Consider the following 17,222-nt stretch of genomic DNA (forward strand, 5'->3'; position numbering starts at 1 on the left):
ACATTGAACCGGCTTCGTGCGACACTTCAGACACTCGAGCTACGATAGATGCACGCCACAGACCCCGTTCTGGCGGTCCGCGGCCTCTGTCGCTTGTTCAGATGACCAGGCTCTCAATCCGGATCGGGAACTTGCGGGCGCGGACGCCGGTGGCATGCCAGACGGCATTGGCAATCGCGCCGACTGTGCCGGTGATGCCGATCTCGCCGACGCCCTTGACGCCGAGCGCGTTGACGAAAGGGTCGTCTTCCGGGATCAGGATCGCCTCAAGTGACGGGATGTCGGCGTTGACCGGCACATGATATTCCGCAAGATCCGCATTCATGACGCGTCCGGTCCGGTGATCGATTACGGCCTCCTCGTGGAGGGCAAAGGACGCGCCCCAGATCATGCCGCCGAAGTACTGGCTTCGGACCAGTCTCGGGTTGATGATGCGTCCTGCGGCAAACGCACCGACAAGCCGGCTTACGCGAACCTGTCCGAGGTCCGGGTCAACCTTCACCTCGGCAAAGACCGCGCCGTGGGAGAACATCGCGTGCGTTTCACTATGGTCGGGCTCACGCGTGGATTGGCCGCTGCCAATGATCTCTTGACCACCGGCACGGGCAAGGATTTCAGCGTAGCTCTCGCTGCGGCTGTCGTCGTCGCGACGATAAAGGCGCCCGCCTCTTGCGTCGACACCGACGTTGCCTGCACCGAACAGGGGCGAGGCCGAGTCTTTGGTCGCGAGTTCGGCAAGTTTCTTGATGATATCCTTGCCGGCGTTGTGAAGGGCAAGCCCTGCGCTCGCCGTGTGACCTGAGCCACCGGCAATGCCGCCGTCCGGCAGTGTCGATACGCCCGAGCGGAACTCAACCTGGTCGGGGTCTAGCCCCAGTGCTTCTGCCGCGATTTGCGCCAAGGCCGTCCACGCGCCCTGGCCCATGTCGACGCCAGCCGTCTCCACAAGTGCTGAACCGTCTGCCCGAAGGGTGGCACGCGCTTCAGCGGCGAACTGCGGACAGGGGAAGAGGGCGGTTCCCATACCCCAGCCGACGAGGAAGCCGTTTTCGTCGCGCATCTGACGCGCAGCGAGCGGCCGGCCGGCCCAGCCTAAGCGCTTGGCGCCTTCCATGTAGCACTCGCGCAGTGCCTTTGAGGAGAACGGCCTGCCGGTGCCGGGCTCGGTTTCGGCATAGTTCTTGAGGCGAAAATCGAGTGGGTCCATCCCGCAGGCTTCTGCGGCCTCGTCGATGGCGACCTCGAGCGCCGCCGAACCCGAGGCTTCGCCCGGTGCCCGCATGGGGCCAGGCGTGCCGACATCGAGGCGGATTCCTTCATGCTCGGACAGCAGCGCAGGACTGGCGTAAAGATGCGTCGAAGCATTGGCGGCCGGCTCCAGAAAATCGTCAAAGGAGGACGTTGCCGAAATTGACTTGTGGTGAAGGGCCGTCAGATGTCCGTCCCTGTCCAGCCCGATCCGCAGCTTCTGCCACGTGTTGCCGCGATGCCCGACCGGGCCGTACATCTGGGACCGGCTGAGGGCGAGCTTGACCGGACGCTTCAGCATTCGCGCGGCCATGATCGCCAGCATCTGCGGTCCGTTGAGGATCGCCTTGGAGCCGAAACCGCCACCGAGGAAGGGCGAGCGGATTACCACGTTTTCCGGCCGGATGCCGAAATAGGTGGCATAGGAGGCACTGCTAATCACCAATGCCTGGTTCGGCATGTCGAGCATCAGGCGGTCGCCGTCCCACTCGGCTACCACGGCGTGAGGTTCCATGGCGTTGTGATATTGGGCGGGCGTTTCGTAATCTGCCTCAACCACTTGGGCTGCTGCTGCAAGCCCTGCTTCGATATCACCATGCTCTGCCCGTGGCGGCGAACCCACGCCGACAGCGGGCGGATCAAACCGCATGCCATCATCCAACCCTGTCCGCGGTTTACGGATCTCGTATTGCGGGTTGAGAAGCGCCGCACCCTCTGTAGCCGCCTCGAGCGTTTCGGCGACAACGAGGGCGATGGGCTGGTTGGCATAGCGTACCGTTTCATCCTGAAGGACCTCGATCCGAAAGCCGAAGGGCGGCAGTTTTTCGTCCGGATCATGGGCAAGTGGCGGCCGGTTCTGCGGCGTCAGAACCTCGACAACGCCGGGATACGCCTTGGCCGCCGCAACGTCGAGCGACGTCACGCGGCCGCGGGCGATCTTGCTGACGGCTGTCACCGCGTAGAGCATGCCTTCGGGATGATTGTCCGCAGCATAGGTGGCGCGGCCGGTGACCTTCAGCAGCCCGTCGCGGCGCGTCAGGGGCTGGCCGGCATTGGAGCCGTAGCGGGTGGCCTGGGCGGAAGAAGGATCAAGCGACATGGGATACTCCCGAAGCAGAGGAGAAGGGTGAACCGGGCAGCGCCGGCATGGCCCGCGGCGTTCCTTCAGCGGCAAGGGCAAGTGCGCGAACGATAATGCGGCGCGCCAGCTCGATCTTGAATGCGTTATCGCCCGAAGGGCTCGCACCGGCGAGGGCAATTTCTGCGGCCTTGGCGAACGCTTCAGTGGTCGGCTCGCCTCCGATCAGGCCTTCTTCGGCCTCGCGGATGCGCCACGGCTTGGCCGCCACTGCACCGACTGCAAGCCGCGCATGGCGAATCGAGCCTTCCTGAAGATCAAGTGCGGCGGCCGCGGAAACCACCGCGAAGGCATAGGATGTGCGTTCGCGAAGCTTGAGGTAGCGGGAATGCGCCTTGAAACGCGCAGCTTCGGCCGGAAACCGAACCCCCAAGATCAGCTCACCCGGCGCAAGGTTCGTCTCGATTTCCGGCGTATCACCCGGCAGACGATGGAAGCTTTCGAACGGGATGTCCCGCCGCCCTTGCGGACCTTCCACCTCGACCACGGCATCCAGAGCCGCCAGCGGAACGCAGAAGTCGGACGGGTGCGTGGCGATGCAGTGTTCGCTCCAGCCGATGACGGCGTGGAGGCGATTGTCGCCTTCAAGAGCATCGCAGCCGGAGCCGGGAGCTCGGCGATTGCAGGCGCTGGCGGTGTCCTGGAAATAGGCGCAGCGGGTTCGCTGCATCAAGTTGCCGCCGACGGTGGCCGCATTGCGCAGTTGAGCCGACGCGCCGGAAAGGAGCGCTTCGGCGACGGCAGGGAAATTTTCCGCGAAGCGCAGGTCGTAAGCGAGGTCGGCGTTGCGCACCATTGCGCCCACTCGGACGCTGCCATCCGGCGACCATTCGATCGCATCGAGCCCAGGGAGTTTGGTGACGTCGATCAGGCGCTGGGGACGTGCAACGCCGATCTTCATCAGATCGACAAGATTGGTGCCGGCCGCCAAGTACGCGGAGCCTGTTTCGGCTGCGCCAGCGACGGCCTCCGCAACCGTGGTGGGACAGATGTAATCGAAGCGGTTCATGCTGCGTCCCTCTCCTTCTGTTCCTTGAGTGTGCGCTGTGCCTCAAGGACGGCTTCCGTGATGCCCTGGTAGGCGCCGCAGCGACAGAGATTGCCGCTCATCAGTTCGCGGACCCGCTCCGGATCGTCTCCGGCATGGCCTTCGGAAATCAGTCCGACGGCGCTCATGATCTGGCCGGGGGTGCAGTAGCCGCATTGAAAACCATCGCATTCGATGAATGCCGCCTGCACCGGATGCAGGTCGTCACCCTCGGCAAGGCCTTCGATTGTTGTCACTTCGGTCCCATTCAAGCTCACCGCAAGCGACAGACATGAGTTCATGCGCCGTCCATCAACAAGCACGGTGCAGGCGCCGCACTGGCCACGATCGCAGCCTTTCTTCGTGCCGGTCAGGTAAAGCCGCTCGCGCAGGAGGTCGAGCAGCGTCACCCGCGGGTCATCGAGCGCGATCGTCTTCGGCTGACCGTTGATGGTGAGGCTGATGGAGAGTGTCATGGGATACTCCATTCAGTGATTGTGATGTAAGGATCGAAGCCGCCAGAGACGGCGGAGACGCAGATTGCGAAAACATGCGGACGAAATGCCGCGACCGGATGGAAACAGATGACGTGCCCGGCTGGGCTCATTTATACGGAGGCGCCCTCCGTTTAGCAAGAGGAAAGATCCTGCCAAAGGACATGGAAGCACAACGCGGAAAAACAAGACGTCCAAGGGCAGACTCGCTTCGTAACCGTGCGCTGCTGCTCGAGGCGGCGACCCAGGTCTTCAGCGCGGGTGACAAGCAGGCAAGCCTGGAGGCTGTCGCGCGGCAGGCGGGACTGGGGATCGGCACGTTATACCGCCATTTCCCCACGCGCGAGGCTCTATTCGAGGCCGTCTATCGGCACGAGGTCGACATCCTGGCCGACCTCGCTGAGGAACTGGCCACGCAAGGCGATCCCGTCGACGGGCTGAAGCGCTGGCTGCAGGCGAATGTCAGGCTGCTGGCAACCAAGAAGGGCATGATCGAGGCGCTGCAATTGGCCGCCGCCGGTTCTTCCGAATTGAAGGCTTATTCGACCGAGCGGATGCTCGATGCGATCCGTCTCCTGCTCGACCGCGCCGTCACCTCAGGGCAGATCCGTGACGATGTTCCGGCGGAGGACCTGCTACGCACTTTGGTCGGGATCTTCTATTCCCAAGGACCGGACGATTGGCAGCCGTCGGCGCTGCGCATGGTCGACATCTTCATCGATGGGCTGCGTCGGCGCTGAGCCGAGATGTTCGCCCGCTCCTGCGGAACCTTCCTCGGTCGCTCCGGTTCGGGCCGTTTTCAAGGAGGTTCAAAATGACCGGAAGACTCGACGGCCAGATTGCCATCATCACTGGGGCAGGCGCCGGTATTGGCTAAGCCATAGCGCACGAGTTCGCTGCCGAGGGAGCGCGATTGGTGCTTGCAGACCTGCCGGACGATCCGGTCGATGACGTCGCCGCCACTCTGACACGGGCAGGTGCGGAAGTGATAACCTGTTCCGGTGATGTTGCGCAGGAGGAACATGCCAAGGCATGTGTCGAAGCAGGCAATCAGCAAGTTCGGCAGCATTGATGTTTCTCGTCAACAATGCCGGCATGTTCCTTGAAGTTGGCAGAGTGCCAGGACTACTCGATCGAGAACTTCGACCGGACCGTCATCAATAATATCCGCTCGTGTTTCTGATGACGAGGTTCGCTTTGCCCCACCTGCAGAAGTCATGCGGCGTCGTTCTCTCGGCAGGATCTATGCTCCGGGAGGCTTGCTCAACCTATAGTGGCAACTGGCGAGCTTTTCGCGCGATAGTGATAATGCGTGTGATGCAACAAGGGCGTGAGCCACAAGAGGCGATATTGACATCAGGTGTATACAGGTCCTAGCTTCTCAAACGAAGAGAGACTTGGCGAGCGGGCATGGAGGCGCTTTGTGGACCAGGTGCGATGCTCGCGTTGAGGCCGCGGTGAAGGCGCAGCTGGCTAGAGCGGCGGCTTCACCGGGAGAAGGTGCTACTTCGGGGAGCGCGACGCATTGTGTATACATTATCAGGCCGAAGCCTGAAGAAGAGCTTGGTGCTGCTCAGACCCACTGGTCCGGTACACATCCATCCGCCGCCGGTGAGGAGACCGGCTGCCGCGTAGTCTGGAGGGACTGCCTGGCCGAATCTAGAGGAGGAGAAGGCATGCTCAACAGAAGAAGCTTCATGTGCGCCGCAGCTGTGGTGCTGGGATGCCTGATGGCGCTTCCGGCGCAGGCGCAGGAGGCGGTGAAAATCGGCCTGATCCTGCCGATGACGGGACCCTTCGCATCGACGGGTCGCCAAGTCGAGGCGGGCGTTCGCGCGTACATGGCGCTCCATGGAGACGAGGTTGCCGGCAAGAAGGTGGAACTCGTCCTGCGCGACGATGCCGGCACCGCCGACCAGACCCGCCGCATTGCGCAGGAGCTGGTGGTGAATGACGGAGTCAGCATGCTGATGGGCTTCGGCCTGACGCCCTTGGCGATGGCGGTGGCGCCGGTTCTCAACCAAGCAAAGATTCCCGCGATCATCACGTCCGCGACGACCTCGGCGATCATGCCGCAGTCGGAATACTATGTTCGCACCAGCATGGGCGGCCCGCAGTCGGCGCTGCCTGTGGCGACATGGGCTGTCGAGAACGACCTCAAGCGCGTCGTGACGCTGGTGACGGATTATGGTCCCGGCCACGACATCGAGAAAGGCTTCGTCGACCAGTTCAAGAAGGAAGGCGGGGAGATCGTCGAGTCTGTCCGCGTGCCGCTGCAGAACCCCGATTTCGCGCCTTTCCTGCAGCGGGTGCGGGATGCGAAGCCGGATGCAGTCTTCGTCTTCGTTCCCTCGGGCGTCGGGTCTCTGTTCATGAAGCAGTTCGTTGAGCGCGGGCTGGCGGATGCCGGCATCAAGCTCATTGCAACCGGCGACGTCACCGACGACGATCTCTTGAACGGGATCGGAGATGCGGCCAAGGGCTTGATCACCGGGCACTTCTATTCGGCAAATCACGACAGCCCGGAAAACAAGGCCTTCGTGGAGCAGGTGCGCAATGCCAACAACAACATGCGGCCGAACTTCATGGCGGTCGGCGGCTATGACGCCATGCATCTTGCGTATGCGGCACTGGAAAAGACCGGCGGTGATGCCGACGGGACGAAGCTGATCGAAGCGATGAAGGGCATGGAGTGGACCAGCCCACGCGGGCCGATCATGATCGATCCGGAGACGCGGGACATCGTGCAGGACATCTATATCCGCGAGGTGAAGGAGGTCGACGGCGAGCTCTACAATGTGGAGTTCACCAAGTACGAGAAGATCGGCGACCCGAACACTGCGAAGTGAACCGAACAAGGCGGCCGGTGCTTTGCCGGCCGCTCCACCGGTGAGGGCCTATGCTGACCATCCTGTTCGACGGCATCGCCTATGGCATGCTTCTGTTCATCCTTGCCTGCGGACTGACGATCACGCTCGGCCTGATGAACTTCATCAATCTCGCCCACGGTGCCTTTGCCATGACCGGCGGATACGTCACCGTTGTACTGATGAACCGCTACGGCGTCTCCTTCTACTGGTGTCTGCCTGCAGCCTTTCTCGTCAGTGCGGCGCTGGGAGGCATTCTTGAGAGGACGCTCTACCGCCGGCTCTATCAGGCGAGCCACCTCGACCAAGTCCTTTTCTCCGTCGGGCTGGTCTTCATGTCGGTGGCAGCTGCGGATTACATCATGGGTGGCCAGCAGCAACTGATCCAGCTGCCGGCAGAACTCTCTGGCCGGATGGAAATCTTCGGTGCCGGGATCGGCCGCTACCGGCTCTTCACGATCATTATATGCGCGGTACTGGCCTTGGCGCTTCAGCTGATCCTATCGAAGACCCGCTTCGGCAGCAGGTTGAGGGCGGCCGTCGATGACCGACGCGTGGCCATGGGGCTCGGCATCAACGTGTCCGCGGTATTTGCGCTCACCTTCGCCTTCGGCTAGGGGCTTGCGGGTCTTGGTGGGGCCATGGGGGCAGAGATCCTTGGTCTTGATCCCAACTTCCCGCTCAAGTTCATGATCTACTTCCTGATCGTGGTAGCCGTGGGCGGTACTTCCACCGTCAGCGGCCCGTTCCTTGCTGCGTTGCTGTTGGGCGTCGCTGACGTGGCAGGAAAATACTACGTTCCGGATATCGGACCCTTCGTAATCTATGGGCTGATGGTCATCATGTTGATCCTGCGGCCTGCCGGTCTCTTTGCGCGAGGCGGTCGATGAGTTTGATGGCGCAAGGGGCTATCCGACCAGCGGCGGAAGATCAGGCGGAGCAGGCAAGGGCAAGGCGCCTGCTGCAAAGGCGAAGCGCCATCCGTTTCTTCGAGGTCATCATCTGGATCGCGGCGGTCGTAGCCATCTTCCTGCTGCCCTCGAAGATGCTCATCCTGACGGAGATCGCAATCCTGGCATTGTTCGCGGTTTCGCTCGACCTCGTGCTGGGCTTTGCCGGCATCGTCTCCCTTGGACATACTGCGTTCTTCGGGGTGGGCGCCTATGCGGCAGGCCTCTTCGCTCGCCATGTGGTCGCAGAGCCGGTCATCGGTCTGATCGTCGCCGGTGCCGTCGCCGGCGTGCTGGGGTTTGCGACGAGCTTCCTGATACTACGCGGGTCAGACCTGACGCGGCTGATGACGACGCTCGGCATCGCGCTCATGCTTGCGGAGATTGCCAACCAGATGGCCTGGTTGACGGGCGGGGCCGACGGGCTGAGCGGCTTCAGCCTTGACCCGATCGTCGGGCTCTTCCCCTTCGACCTCTGGGGGCGCAACGGGTACGTCTACTGCCTTGCCGTGCTTTTTATCTCGACGATGATCGCCCGGCGCATCGCCTTCTCGCCCTTCGGGCTTTCGCTCAAGGCAATCAAGAGCAATCCGACGCGTGCTGCGCTCGTTGGTATCCCGGCACGACGGCGGCTTATCATCACCTACACCATTGCCGCGATCATGGCCGGATTTGCTGGGGCGCTGCTCACTCAGACGACCTCCTTCGTGTCGCCGGACGTCCTGGCCTTCCACCGGTCCGCCGACGTCCTTCTGATCCTGGTGATCGGCGGGACTGGCTATCTGTATGGGGGGATCTTTGGTGCCGTGGGCTTCACGCTGCTGAAGGACTGGTTGTCGGTCGTGACGCCTCAGTACTGGATGTTCTGGATCGGACTGCTGTTGGTCGTCCTCGTGCTCGTCGGCCGGGAGCGGCTTGCGCACTGGATCGAGTACATGCCGCAGCGGCTATCCAGGCTGAGGGAGGGCGGACGATGACGGTTGTGTTGGAGACACGTCGCCTGCAGCGGAATTTCGGTGCCTTCATGGCGACGAACGACGTCTCGCTGCAGATCGAACAGGGTGCGCGGCATGCGCTGATTGGCCCCAACGGTGCCGGCAAGACAACGTTCATCAATCTGTTGGCGGGCGTGCGTCCGGTCAGTTCGGGACAGATCTTTCTGGAAGGCAAGGACATCACGACGCTGCCGTCGCATGTGAGGGTCAAGAAGGGGCTGACGCGGACGTTCCAGATCAATCAGCTTTTTGCAGATTACACCCCCCTGGAGACCGTGACGCTCGCGATGCTCGAGCGCGAGGGCGTGGGCGGCAGCCTGTGGTCCAAGGTCACTGGACATGGCGCGCTGGTTGATGAAGCCGCTGCGCTCCTTTCCCGCTTTAGGCTTGCGGCCGTAATGGATGAGCGGACGGACAGACTGCCCTATGGAAAGCAAAGACTATTGGAGATTGCTCTTGCCTTCGCCGCAAAACCGCGCGTCCTTCTCCTGGACGAGCCCGCAGCAGGCGTCCCGGAGGACGAGCGTCATGAGGTTCTGCAGATCGTCTCGGACCTTCCATCAGGCGTGACGGTGGTGCTTATCGAGCACGACATGGATCTTGTCTTCTCCTTTGCAAGCCGCATCTCCGTGCTGGTCGCAGGAGCGATCTTTGCAGAGGGAACAGTCCAAGAGATTGCTGCCAATCCAGGCGTCAGAGCCGTTTATCTTGGAGAGGCTGCATGACGCCGCTGCTTGGCACACACCAGCTGGTCGCAGGGTATGGCGAGGCTGCCGTGCTGGCGGGTATCGATCTGACACTGGAGAGAGGCCGCACACTCGCTCTGCTGGGGCGCAACGGGACGGGCAAGACGACTCTGATCGACACGCTGGCCGGGCTGACGACCCATCACAGCGGCACCATCCACCTGATGGGACAGGACGTCACGCGCCTCCGCGCAGATCGCCGTGCGGCAGCTGGCATCGGTTGGGTGCCCCAGGAGCGCAACATCTTCAAGTCGCTGACGGTTGAAGAGAACCTTACGGCGATCGCCCGCCCCGGCGTCTGGACCTTGGAGCGGGCCTATTCGATGTTCCCGCGTCTCAAGGAGCGCCGGCGGAACCTCGGCAGCCACCTGTCGGGCGGCGAGCAGCAGATGCTGGCGGCGGCCCGTGCGCTGATGGTCAATCCGAAACTGCTGCTTCTCGACGAGCCGCTGGAAGGACTGGCGCCGATCATCGTCGACGAGCTTCTGGCGGCGCTTGCGGAGATCGTCACCGGCGAGGGTATGTCTGCGATCATCATCGAGCAGAAGGCCCGAAAGGTTCTGCCGCTCGCGGATGAGGCGGTCATCCTGGATCGGGGCGCCATTGTCTACAAAGGCTCCAGCGAGGAGCTTCTGGCGGACGATCGGGCGCTCGGGCAGCATCTTGGCGTCGAGAAGGCTTCGGCGACCGCTTGAGCTTACAGTACATGTGCCGCCCGCTGCACCAGAGCTTGACTTTGATCAAGGCCATCTTTGTTGCGCGCGTTTGAACGTGGTCGAAAGCAAGACGGACCCTTTCAAGATCACCCTCATCACAGGGGCCTTGCTTGGCCATGGTGTGTACCGGGTGCTGACAGAGGCGCATGTCCTGGCGCGGCGGACGCCCTTCAGGCGGACCGAACGCTCCGGGCGGCGATAAATCGCGGCGAGATCTTGTTCATCGACCAACACCTGTCCGAGACCGTCGAGCATCTGCGGTCCGTCCAGTTAGGGCCGATAAATCATGCCATTGTCGAAGCGGCGGCGATCACCGAGGATCGCGGCATCGTGCCGTCGACCTCCGTCGGCAACTCGGCGAGTTTCGCCGTGCTTGCGAACAAGATCATCGTCGAGATCAACCTCAGTCAGCCGGCGGAACTGGAAGGGCTCCACGACATCTACTTCCCTGGAAGGCGCCCGTCGCGCGTGCCGATCCCTGTCGTGACCTGCGAAAGCCGCGTCGGTTTTCCCTATGTGCCGATCGATCCGGACAAGATTGTCGCGATCGTGGTGACGGACGAGAAGGACAGCGCGTCCTCGATCAAGCCGCCTGACGCGGATACGGATGCGATCGCTGGCCATCTGATCCGGTTCCTCGAGGAGGAGGTGGCGAAGGGACGGCTGGACCTGACGCTGCATCCGCTGCAGGCCGGCATCGGGACGATCGCGAACTCCGTCCTCAGCGGCTTGGCCAGCGGTCCGTTCCATCTGAGGATGTACAGCGAAGTCCTGCAGGACAGCACATTCGACCTCTTCGATGCCGGTAAGCTGACCTTTGCATCGGGATCCTCCATCACCCTTTCCACTGCCTGCGCGGAGCGCGTATTCGGCAACTTCGAGAAGTACAAGGAGCACATCGTTCTGCGCCCGCAGGAAATCAGCAATTATCCTGAGGTGATCCGGCGTCTCGGCGTGATGGGCATCAACACCGCCCTGGAGTTCGACATCTACGGCAATGTCAACCTCGACCCATTCTAACGGGACGCACATGATGAACGGCATCGGCGGCTCAGGGGACTTTGCGCGCAACGCCTATTTGTCCATCTTCGTCACAAAATCCTTGGCCAAGGATGGCAGAATTTCCTCGGTGGTGCCGATCATTCCGCATGTGGACCACAATGAGCACGACGTCGACATTCTTATCACGGAAAACGGGCTGCGGACCTGCGCGAACTTGCACCGCGTGAGCGGGCGAGGGAGATCATCCGGCACTGCACGAACACCGACTTCCGCAACGATCTGCAAGACTACTTCAACAGGGCTTGCCTCCGCGACGGACATACGCCGCATCTGCTGGAGGAGGCGCTTTCCTAGCATGAGCGGGCCCGGACGAGGGGAAGCATGCCATCGGAACGTTGATCTGGCTGGCGATCCGGTCAGCCCGCATCTGGCAAAGCTTCAAGGCCGCTCTATCTAATGCAAGTCAAAGCCCCTGTTGCCGTACCTTGCAGTGCGACGGGTGGACGAGCCAATGCCGCCCACCGGAACCCTTTTATGACGGTACCAGCGTCTGAAACTGCCTTCCTTTCTCATGATGGCGAACTCGCCGGGCTCATCGCGCAATTCGATTGGAGTGACACCTCGCTTGGGCCGATCGTTGAATGGGCGCAAGGGACAAAGGCCGTCGTCTCTCTGATCCTGCAGTCACCCGTGCCGATCGTCACGCTTTGGAACGAAGACGGGGTGATGATCTACAACGACGCCTACTCTGTGTTTGCTGGGAGTCGGCATCCGCAGTTGCTCGGCTCGAAGGTGCGAGAAGGCTGGCCGGAGGTGGCTGACTTCAACGACAACGTTATGAAGGTCGGTCTTGCGGGCAAGACCCTGGCGTACCTCGACCAGGAGCTGACGCTTCACCGGCGCGGCGTGCCAGAGCAGGTCTGGATGAACCTCGACTACTCTCCGATCATGGACGAAGGCGGGCGCCCTGTCGGAGTGATGGCCGTGGTCGTCGAAACGACGGGAAAGGTTCGTGCGGAGCGGCAATTGCGTGGCGAGCGCGGGCGCTTGCGCAAGATGTTCGAGCAGGCGCCGGGGTTCATGGCGATGATGCAAGGGCCGGACCATGTTTTTCAGGATGCTAACTCCGCCTATCTCGCTTTGGTCGGGCATCGGGACATACTGGGCAAGCCGATTCGCGAGGCCTTACCGGAGATCACCAATCAAGGCTTTGTAGAGATCCTGGACCGCGTGCGTGGAACCGGCCTGCGGCACGTCGGCAGGGGAGCCAGGGTTGCGCTCGCACGCCGACCTGGTCTGCCCCCGGAAGAGCGATTCGTGGATTTCGTCTTTCAGCCGATCCTGGAGGAGGACGGGCGAACGGCGGGCATCTTCGTACAGGGCAATGACGTTACCGATCAGCGGCGTGCGGAGATCGCCCTGCGGCGGGAAACACGCCATCTGGAAGTGCTGAACAGGCTCGGCGCTGATCTTGCGGCCGAACTCGGTCTCGAAAAGGTTGTGCAGCTGACCGTCGATGCCGGTGTAGAATTGACGGGGGCAGCATTTGGCGCCTTTTTCTACAACGTCTTCGACGAGAGCGGCGAGAGCTACATGCTCTATGCGCTGTCCGGCGTCGAACGATCTGCATTCGATGCCTTTCCGATGCCGCGCAAGACGGCGGTGTTCTCGCAGACCTTCAATGGCGAGGGGGTGATCCGATCCGGCGATATTCTGGAAGATCACAGATACGGCAAGTCGGCACCTTATCTTGGGATGCCGGAAGGCCACCTTCCCGTTCGTAGCTATCTCGCCATCCCGGTTATCTCTCGATCTGGTGCCGTGATCGGCGGGCTCTTCTTCGGCCACCCCGAGCCGAACCGTTTCGAGGAGGAGCATGAGAGGCTTCTCGTTGGCGCTGCCGGACAGGTGGCGATAGCACTGGACAACGCCCGCCTTTTCCAGGCGGCACAGAAGGAGCTAGCGGACCGCAGGCGTGCGGAAGAGGCGCTGCAGGAGCTCAATGCACGCCTTGAGCAGAAGGTCGCCGAAGAGATCGCCGAGCGGCTGAAGGCGGAGGATGCTCTGCGTCAGAGCCAGAAAATGGAGGCCCTGGGTCAGCTGACGGGCGGAGTTGCCCATGACTTCAACAATCTGCTGCAGGTCATCTCGGGCAATCTCCAGCTGCTTTCGCGTGACGTGGGCGGCAATGACAGGGCCACACGGCGGGTGGACAACGCCCTTTCGGGTGTCCAGCGGGGAAGTAAACTGGCAAGCCAGCTCCTCGCCTTCGGCCGTAGGCAGCCGCTGGAGCCGAAGGTCGTCAATGTCGCGCGCCTCGTTCATGGCCTTGAGGAATTGCTGCGGCGGACCCTTGGAGAAGACATCACGATCAAAACCAACACCTCCGCCGACCTTTGGAACGCCTGTCTCGACCCCACGCAAATCGAGAATGCGCTTCTCAACCTCGCGATCAACTCTCGAGACGCGATGGAGAATGGTGGGACGCTCACGATCGACGCCAGCAATGCCAAGCTTGACGAGGCGTATGCGAGGCAAGAGCCGGAAATCACGGCGGGATACTATGTCCTGCTCACCGTTTCCGATACCGGTTCAGGCATGCCGCCGGAGGTGTTGGCGCAGGTATTCGAACCCTTCTTCTCGACCAAGCCCGTTGGTAAGGGGACCGGCCTGGGGCTTTCCATGGTTTACGGGTTCGTCAAGCAGTCCGGCGGGCACATCAAGATCGACAGCGAAGTCGGCCGCGGGACGACGATCAGGCTGTACTTTCCCCGGGTCGAGCAAGATGAAGACATCGTGATCGATCTAGAGCACGGTCCCATCAGCGGAGGTACGGAGACGATCCTGGTTGCGGAGGACGACGAGCAGGTACGGGCGACTGTGGTGGAGATGCTCGGTGAGCTCGGCTATCGCGTCCTCAAGGCCAAGGACGCGGCCGGCGCTCTTAACGTAATCGAGAGTGGAATGCCGATCGATCTCGTTTTCACTGACGTCGTTATGCCAGGCCCGATCAAGAGTACAGAGCTCGCCAAGCAGGCGCGGCAGCGCTTTCCCGATATCGCTATCCTATTTACATCAGGCTATACGCAGGACTCCATTGTTCATGACGGACGACTTGACCCCGACGTGGAGCTGCTTTCGAAGCCGTATTCCCGAGAGTCCCTGGCGCGGAAGGTGCGGCAGGTACTCAGCAGCCAGCAACAACGAAACCGCACTCGTGCAACCCTTGCCGCAGGCGATGTTCCTGCAATCAAGACGGAAAATCCCACCATGCCCAGCTACCGCGTTCTTCTCGTCGAGGACGATTTCCTCATCCGCATGAGCACCGCCGACATGCTGACGGATCTCGGCCATCAGGTCGAAGAAGCGGGTAATGCCGAAGAAGCGCTGAACCTCATGCGTTCGGGAAGCTTCGATGTTCTCATGACGGATCTCGGCCTGCCTGGCGTCAGCGGCGCGGAGTTCGCGCGCAGTGCCCGCGAGATCTCTCCCGAGGTCGGCGTCGTTTTTGCCACCGGGCGTGATCGGATTCCCGATGATGGCGCAGTGGATGGTGCAGTGCTCCTCAAAAAGCCGTTCGCGAACGAGGAGATTGAGCGCGCGCTCAATTCTCTATCGCTCAGCAGGCGCTGATCTTCCGCTGTGTCGCGGCTGCGACAGCTTTCACCACCACTGGTGAAAATGATGAACAGGGCCGTGGCCACTCCCGACGGATAGCTCCCCCGACCGTTCAATGGCGGTGGCGATGAAATTCTTCGCGGACTGTACGGCGGTCAGTGGATCTGCTCCCTTGCCCAGTTCGGCAGCGATAGCGCTTGAGAGCGTGCAGCCGGTTCCATGTGTGTTCCGCGTCGTGCTCCTGCAGCCCTCCAGCCACACGAGTGACTCGTTGTCTGCGAGGACATCGGGGCTTTCGGAGCTATTGAGGTGCCCACCCTTGACCAGCACGACACGCGGACCGAGGGCCATTAGCTGCTTTGCTTGCGCCGCCATGGCCCCTCGGTCACTTGCTTCGTTTTCCCCCAAGAGCGCTGCCGCTTCAGGCAGGTTTGGCGTGATCAGGGTCGCGAGCGGAAGCAGCCTGCGGTTCAGCGCCTCAACGGCTTCCGGCGCCAGGAGCGAAGCGCCGCCCTTTGCCACCATCACGGGGTCCAGCACCACCGGTACATCCGGATGCGCTGCGAGCGCATCGGCGACGGCTTCAGCAATCTCTGCGGTGGCAATCATGCCGATCTTGACTGCATCCACCCGAACATCATCGAAGACAGCGCTGATCTGACTCGCGACGAAATCGGCCGGGATCAGGTGTACTCCCGTCACCCCTTGGGTGTTTTGCGCCGTCAAGGCGGTCAAGACCGCCATCCCGTAGGTGCCACGCGCAGCGAAAGCCTTGAGGTCTGCCTGAATGCCAGCGCCGCCGGAGGGATCGGAACCTGCAATGGTGAGAATATTGGCAATCATCGGCTAGCCTCCCGAATCTCAATCGCAAGCTTTCGTGCTGCGGCTTGCGGATCTGTCGTTCCGCAGATGGCGGAGACGACGGCCAGCCCGTCTGCGCCTGCCGCCAGAACCTGTGCGGCATGCCCTTCTTTGAGACCGCCAATGGCAACAGTCGGTACGGGTACGGCTCGAGCGATACGCGCCAGACCATCGAAACCGATGGGCGTCTTGTGATCGAGCTTCGTTCTGGTGGCGAAGACGGGTCCTACGCCGACGTAGTCCACAAGCTGCGGATCGACAGCCTGCGCAAGTTCGACGGTTCCTACTGAGAGGCCAAGGATCATGCCGGCGGGAATCTGGCGACGAACCTCGGTCACCCCAAGATCGCCCTGGCCGACATGGAGACCTTCTGCGGAAATGGCGATGGCTGCCTCGACATCGTCGTTGACGATCAGCGGAACGCCGGTGCCGGCAAGGGCGCTTTTCAGCGCCAGTCCACATTCGATCATGGCGTTCGTATCCGCCTGCTTGTCGCGTAGCTGCACCACGGTCGCTCCGCCGGCTACCGCCAGCCTCGCAGTTTCGACCATTCCGATTGAGCTGCAGAGGAATGGGTCAAGAACGAGATAAAGGGAAAGATCCAGGCTTCTTCTCACAGCACTTTCACCCGAAGATTGGAAACAAACTGGACGCTATCGATCGCATGCAGTGCATCAAGAAAAAGAGGTTGAAAGGAGCCGGGCCCTTGGGCGCGTCTGCCGACGTCCTCGCCGCAGACCGCGAAGAGCCCGAGTGCGGTGACAGTTGCTTCGAGTGGTTGGCCGGGAGCCACCGCGACACAGGCACCGACGAGACAGGTGAGGGCGCAGCCAATGGCGGTCACTTTCGGCATAACGGGGGAGCCTCCCTCGATATCGATCGAACGAGCGCCGTCAGTGACAAAATCGACGTCTCCGGTGACCGCGACGATGCAATGCTGACGCTGCGCCAATGCGGTCGCTGCGGCCTGTGCCGACCGGGCGCTGTCACCGCTGTCGACGCCCTGTCCCCTCGCGGTCTCCCCGGCCAGCGCCATTATCTCCGAGGCGTTGCCCCGAACGATTGTCGGGTTTAGCGCTATCAGTTCGGCAATTGCTTTGCGGCGGAAGCCCGTCGCGTAGTGAGCGACTGGATCGAGCACCCAAGGAATTCCGGCCGCCGTCGCAGCACGGGCCGCCTCGCGCATGCCGGCGACGCCGCCCGCCCACAGAGTGCCGATGTTTATGGTGACTGCGCCAGCAAGTCCCGCGAACTCGCCGGCCTCTTCTTCGGCACTCACCATGGCCGGGGAGGCGCCGGCGGCCAGCAGCACGTTGGCGGCGATGTTCATCGCGACATCATTGGTGATGCATTGCACCAGAGGGTTTTTCTGGCGCATTGCTGAAAGAATGTCACCGCAGGGAAGAGAAGTATCGGTCAAGGCTCGCCCTTTCGGCGGGGCGGCCGGAGACGCTACTGATCCGCGTCTTCACGACTCCCTCCGCCAGCATGATCTGGTTCAGGTTCAAAGGGTGCTTCTCAGCCCGCAGTCGCGGACGCCCCTGTCACCGCGTACCTTAC

General features: G+C 61.9%; 13 protein-coding genes, 2 pseudogenes and 1 riboswitch. Of the genes and pseudogenes, 9 read left to right on the plus strand and 6 right to left on the minus strand.

Annotation, left to right across the window (positions count from 1 at the left end):
- Positions 1 to 97 precede the first annotated feature (97 nt).
- The 3 genes from MUU54_RS07265 to MUU54_RS07275 are packed head-to-tail and all read right to left on the minus strand — an operon-like array spanning position 98 to position 3,889.
- Positions 98 to 2,347: a xanthine dehydrogenase family protein molybdopterin-binding subunit gene (locus MUU54_RS07265; RefSeq protein ID WP_247243370.1), complete on the minus strand. Its 2,250-nt coding sequence runs from the start codon at positions 2,345 to 2,347 to the stop codon at positions 98 to 100.
- On the minus strand, positions 2,337 to 3,395 hold the full coding sequence (locus tag MUU54_RS07270) for an FAD binding domain-containing protein (protein WP_247243371.1): 1,059 nt from the start codon (positions 3,393 to 3,395) through the stop codon (positions 2,337 to 2,339). Before MUU54_RS07270 ends, MUU54_RS07265 begins: the two co-directional genes overlap by 11 nt.
- A complete protein-coding gene (locus MUU54_RS07275) occupies positions 3,392 to 3,889 on the minus strand; it encodes a (2Fe-2S)-binding protein (RefSeq protein ID WP_247243372.1) in 498 nt (165 codons plus the stop codon). Before MUU54_RS07275 ends, MUU54_RS07270 begins: the two co-directional genes overlap by 4 nt.
- 182 nt (positions 3,890 to 4,071) lie before the next feature.
- Here MUU54_RS07275 and MUU54_RS07280 point away from each other — a divergent pair, with 182 nt between their 5' ends.
- The 9 genes and pseudogenes from MUU54_RS07280 (at position 4,072) to MUU54_RS07320 (ending at position 14,816) form a co-directional block, all read left to right on the plus strand.
- Positions 4,072 to 4,647 (plus strand): TetR/AcrR family transcriptional regulator, encoded by a 576-nt coding sequence (locus MUU54_RS07280; RefSeq protein WP_247243373.1) that lies wholly within the window; start codon positions 4,072 to 4,074, stop codon positions 4,645 to 4,647.
- A 176-nt stretch (positions 4,648 to 4,823) separates the two neighbouring features.
- Positions 4,824 to 4,979: a hypothetical protein gene (locus tag MUU54_RS24945; protein WP_354532032.1), complete on the plus strand. Its 156-nt coding sequence runs from the start codon at positions 4,824 to 4,826 to the stop codon at positions 4,977 to 4,979.
- A gap of 604 nt (positions 4,980 to 5,583) precedes the next feature.
- Entirely contained in the window at positions 5,584 to 6,756 is a 1,173-nt protein-coding gene (locus MUU54_RS07290) for an ABC transporter substrate-binding protein (RefSeq protein WP_247243375.1), read from the plus strand.
- A gap of 50 nt (positions 6,757 to 6,806) precedes the next feature.
- Positions 6,807 to 7,664: pseudogene (locus MUU54_RS07295) on the plus strand (branched-chain amino acid ABC transporter permease).
- Positions 7,661 to 8,701 (plus strand): branched-chain amino acid ABC transporter permease, encoded by a 1,041-nt coding sequence (locus MUU54_RS07300; RefSeq protein ID WP_247243376.1) that lies wholly within the window; start codon positions 7,661 to 7,663, stop codon positions 8,699 to 8,701. The pseudogene MUU54_RS07295 and the gene MUU54_RS07300 overlap by 4 nt, the downstream one beginning before the upstream one ends.
- The gene (locus MUU54_RS07305) at positions 8,698 to 9,444 is read left to right on the plus strand and encodes an ABC transporter ATP-binding protein (protein WP_247243377.1); all 747 of its coding nucleotides are present in this window, start codon (positions 8,698 to 8,700) and stop codon (positions 9,442 to 9,444) included. The genes MUU54_RS07300 and MUU54_RS07305 overlap by 4 nt, the downstream gene beginning before the upstream one ends.
- Complete coding sequence (locus MUU54_RS07310) at positions 9,441 to 10,160, plus strand: ABC transporter ATP-binding protein (protein WP_247243378.1); 720 nt, start codon at positions 9,441 to 9,443, stop codon at positions 10,158 to 10,160. Before MUU54_RS07305 ends, MUU54_RS07310 begins: the two co-directional genes overlap by 4 nt.
- A 91-nt stretch (positions 10,161 to 10,251) precedes the next feature.
- A pseudogene (scpC, locus tag MUU54_RS07315) lies at positions 10,252 to 11,537 on the plus strand (succinyl-CoA:acetate CoA-transferase ScpC); the annotation flags it as partial.
- Positions 11,538 to 11,717: 180 nt separating this feature from the next.
- Positions 11,718 to 14,816 (plus strand): hybrid sensor histidine kinase/response regulator, encoded by a 3,099-nt coding sequence (locus tag MUU54_RS07320; protein ID WP_247243379.1) that lies wholly within the window; start codon positions 11,718 to 11,720, stop codon positions 14,814 to 14,816.
- A gap of 30 nt (positions 14,817 to 14,846) precedes the next feature.
- On the opposite strand, the gene thiD is transcribed toward MUU54_RS07320, so the two are convergent.
- Genes thiD through thiM form a run of 3 tightly spaced genes read right to left on the minus strand, consistent with a single transcriptional unit; the run spans position 14,847 to position 17,082 of the window.
- Positions 14,847 to 15,644 carry a bifunctional hydroxymethylpyrimidine kinase/phosphomethylpyrimidine kinase gene (gene thiD / locus MUU54_RS07325; protein WP_247243380.1) on the minus strand — a complete coding sequence of 266 codons (798 nt, stop codon included), beginning with the start codon at positions 15,642 to 15,644 and terminating at the stop codon, positions 14,847 to 14,849.
- A complete protein-coding gene (gene thiE, locus MUU54_RS07330) occupies positions 15,641 to 16,279 on the minus strand; it encodes a thiamine phosphate synthase (protein WP_312038808.1) in 639 nt (212 codons plus the stop codon). The genes thiD and thiE overlap by 4 nt, the downstream gene beginning before the upstream one ends.
- The gene (gene thiM, locus MUU54_RS07335) at positions 16,276 to 17,082 is read right to left on the minus strand and encodes a hydroxyethylthiazole kinase (protein ID WP_281433247.1); all 807 of its coding nucleotides are present in this window, start codon (positions 17,080 to 17,082) and stop codon (positions 16,276 to 16,278) included. The genes thiE and thiM overlap by 4 nt, the downstream gene beginning before the upstream one ends.
- Before the next feature lie 38 nt (positions 17,083 to 17,120).
- A riboswitch (TPP riboswitch) is annotated at positions 17,121 to 17,215 on the minus strand.
- Positions 17,216 to 17,222 lie beyond the last annotated feature (7 nt).

This window comes from Pseudorhizobium tarimense, assembly GCF_022968135.1.
In the GTDB taxonomy this organism is placed as follows: Bacteria; Pseudomonadota; Alphaproteobacteria; order Rhizobiales; family Rhizobiaceae; genus Neorhizobium; species Neorhizobium tarimense.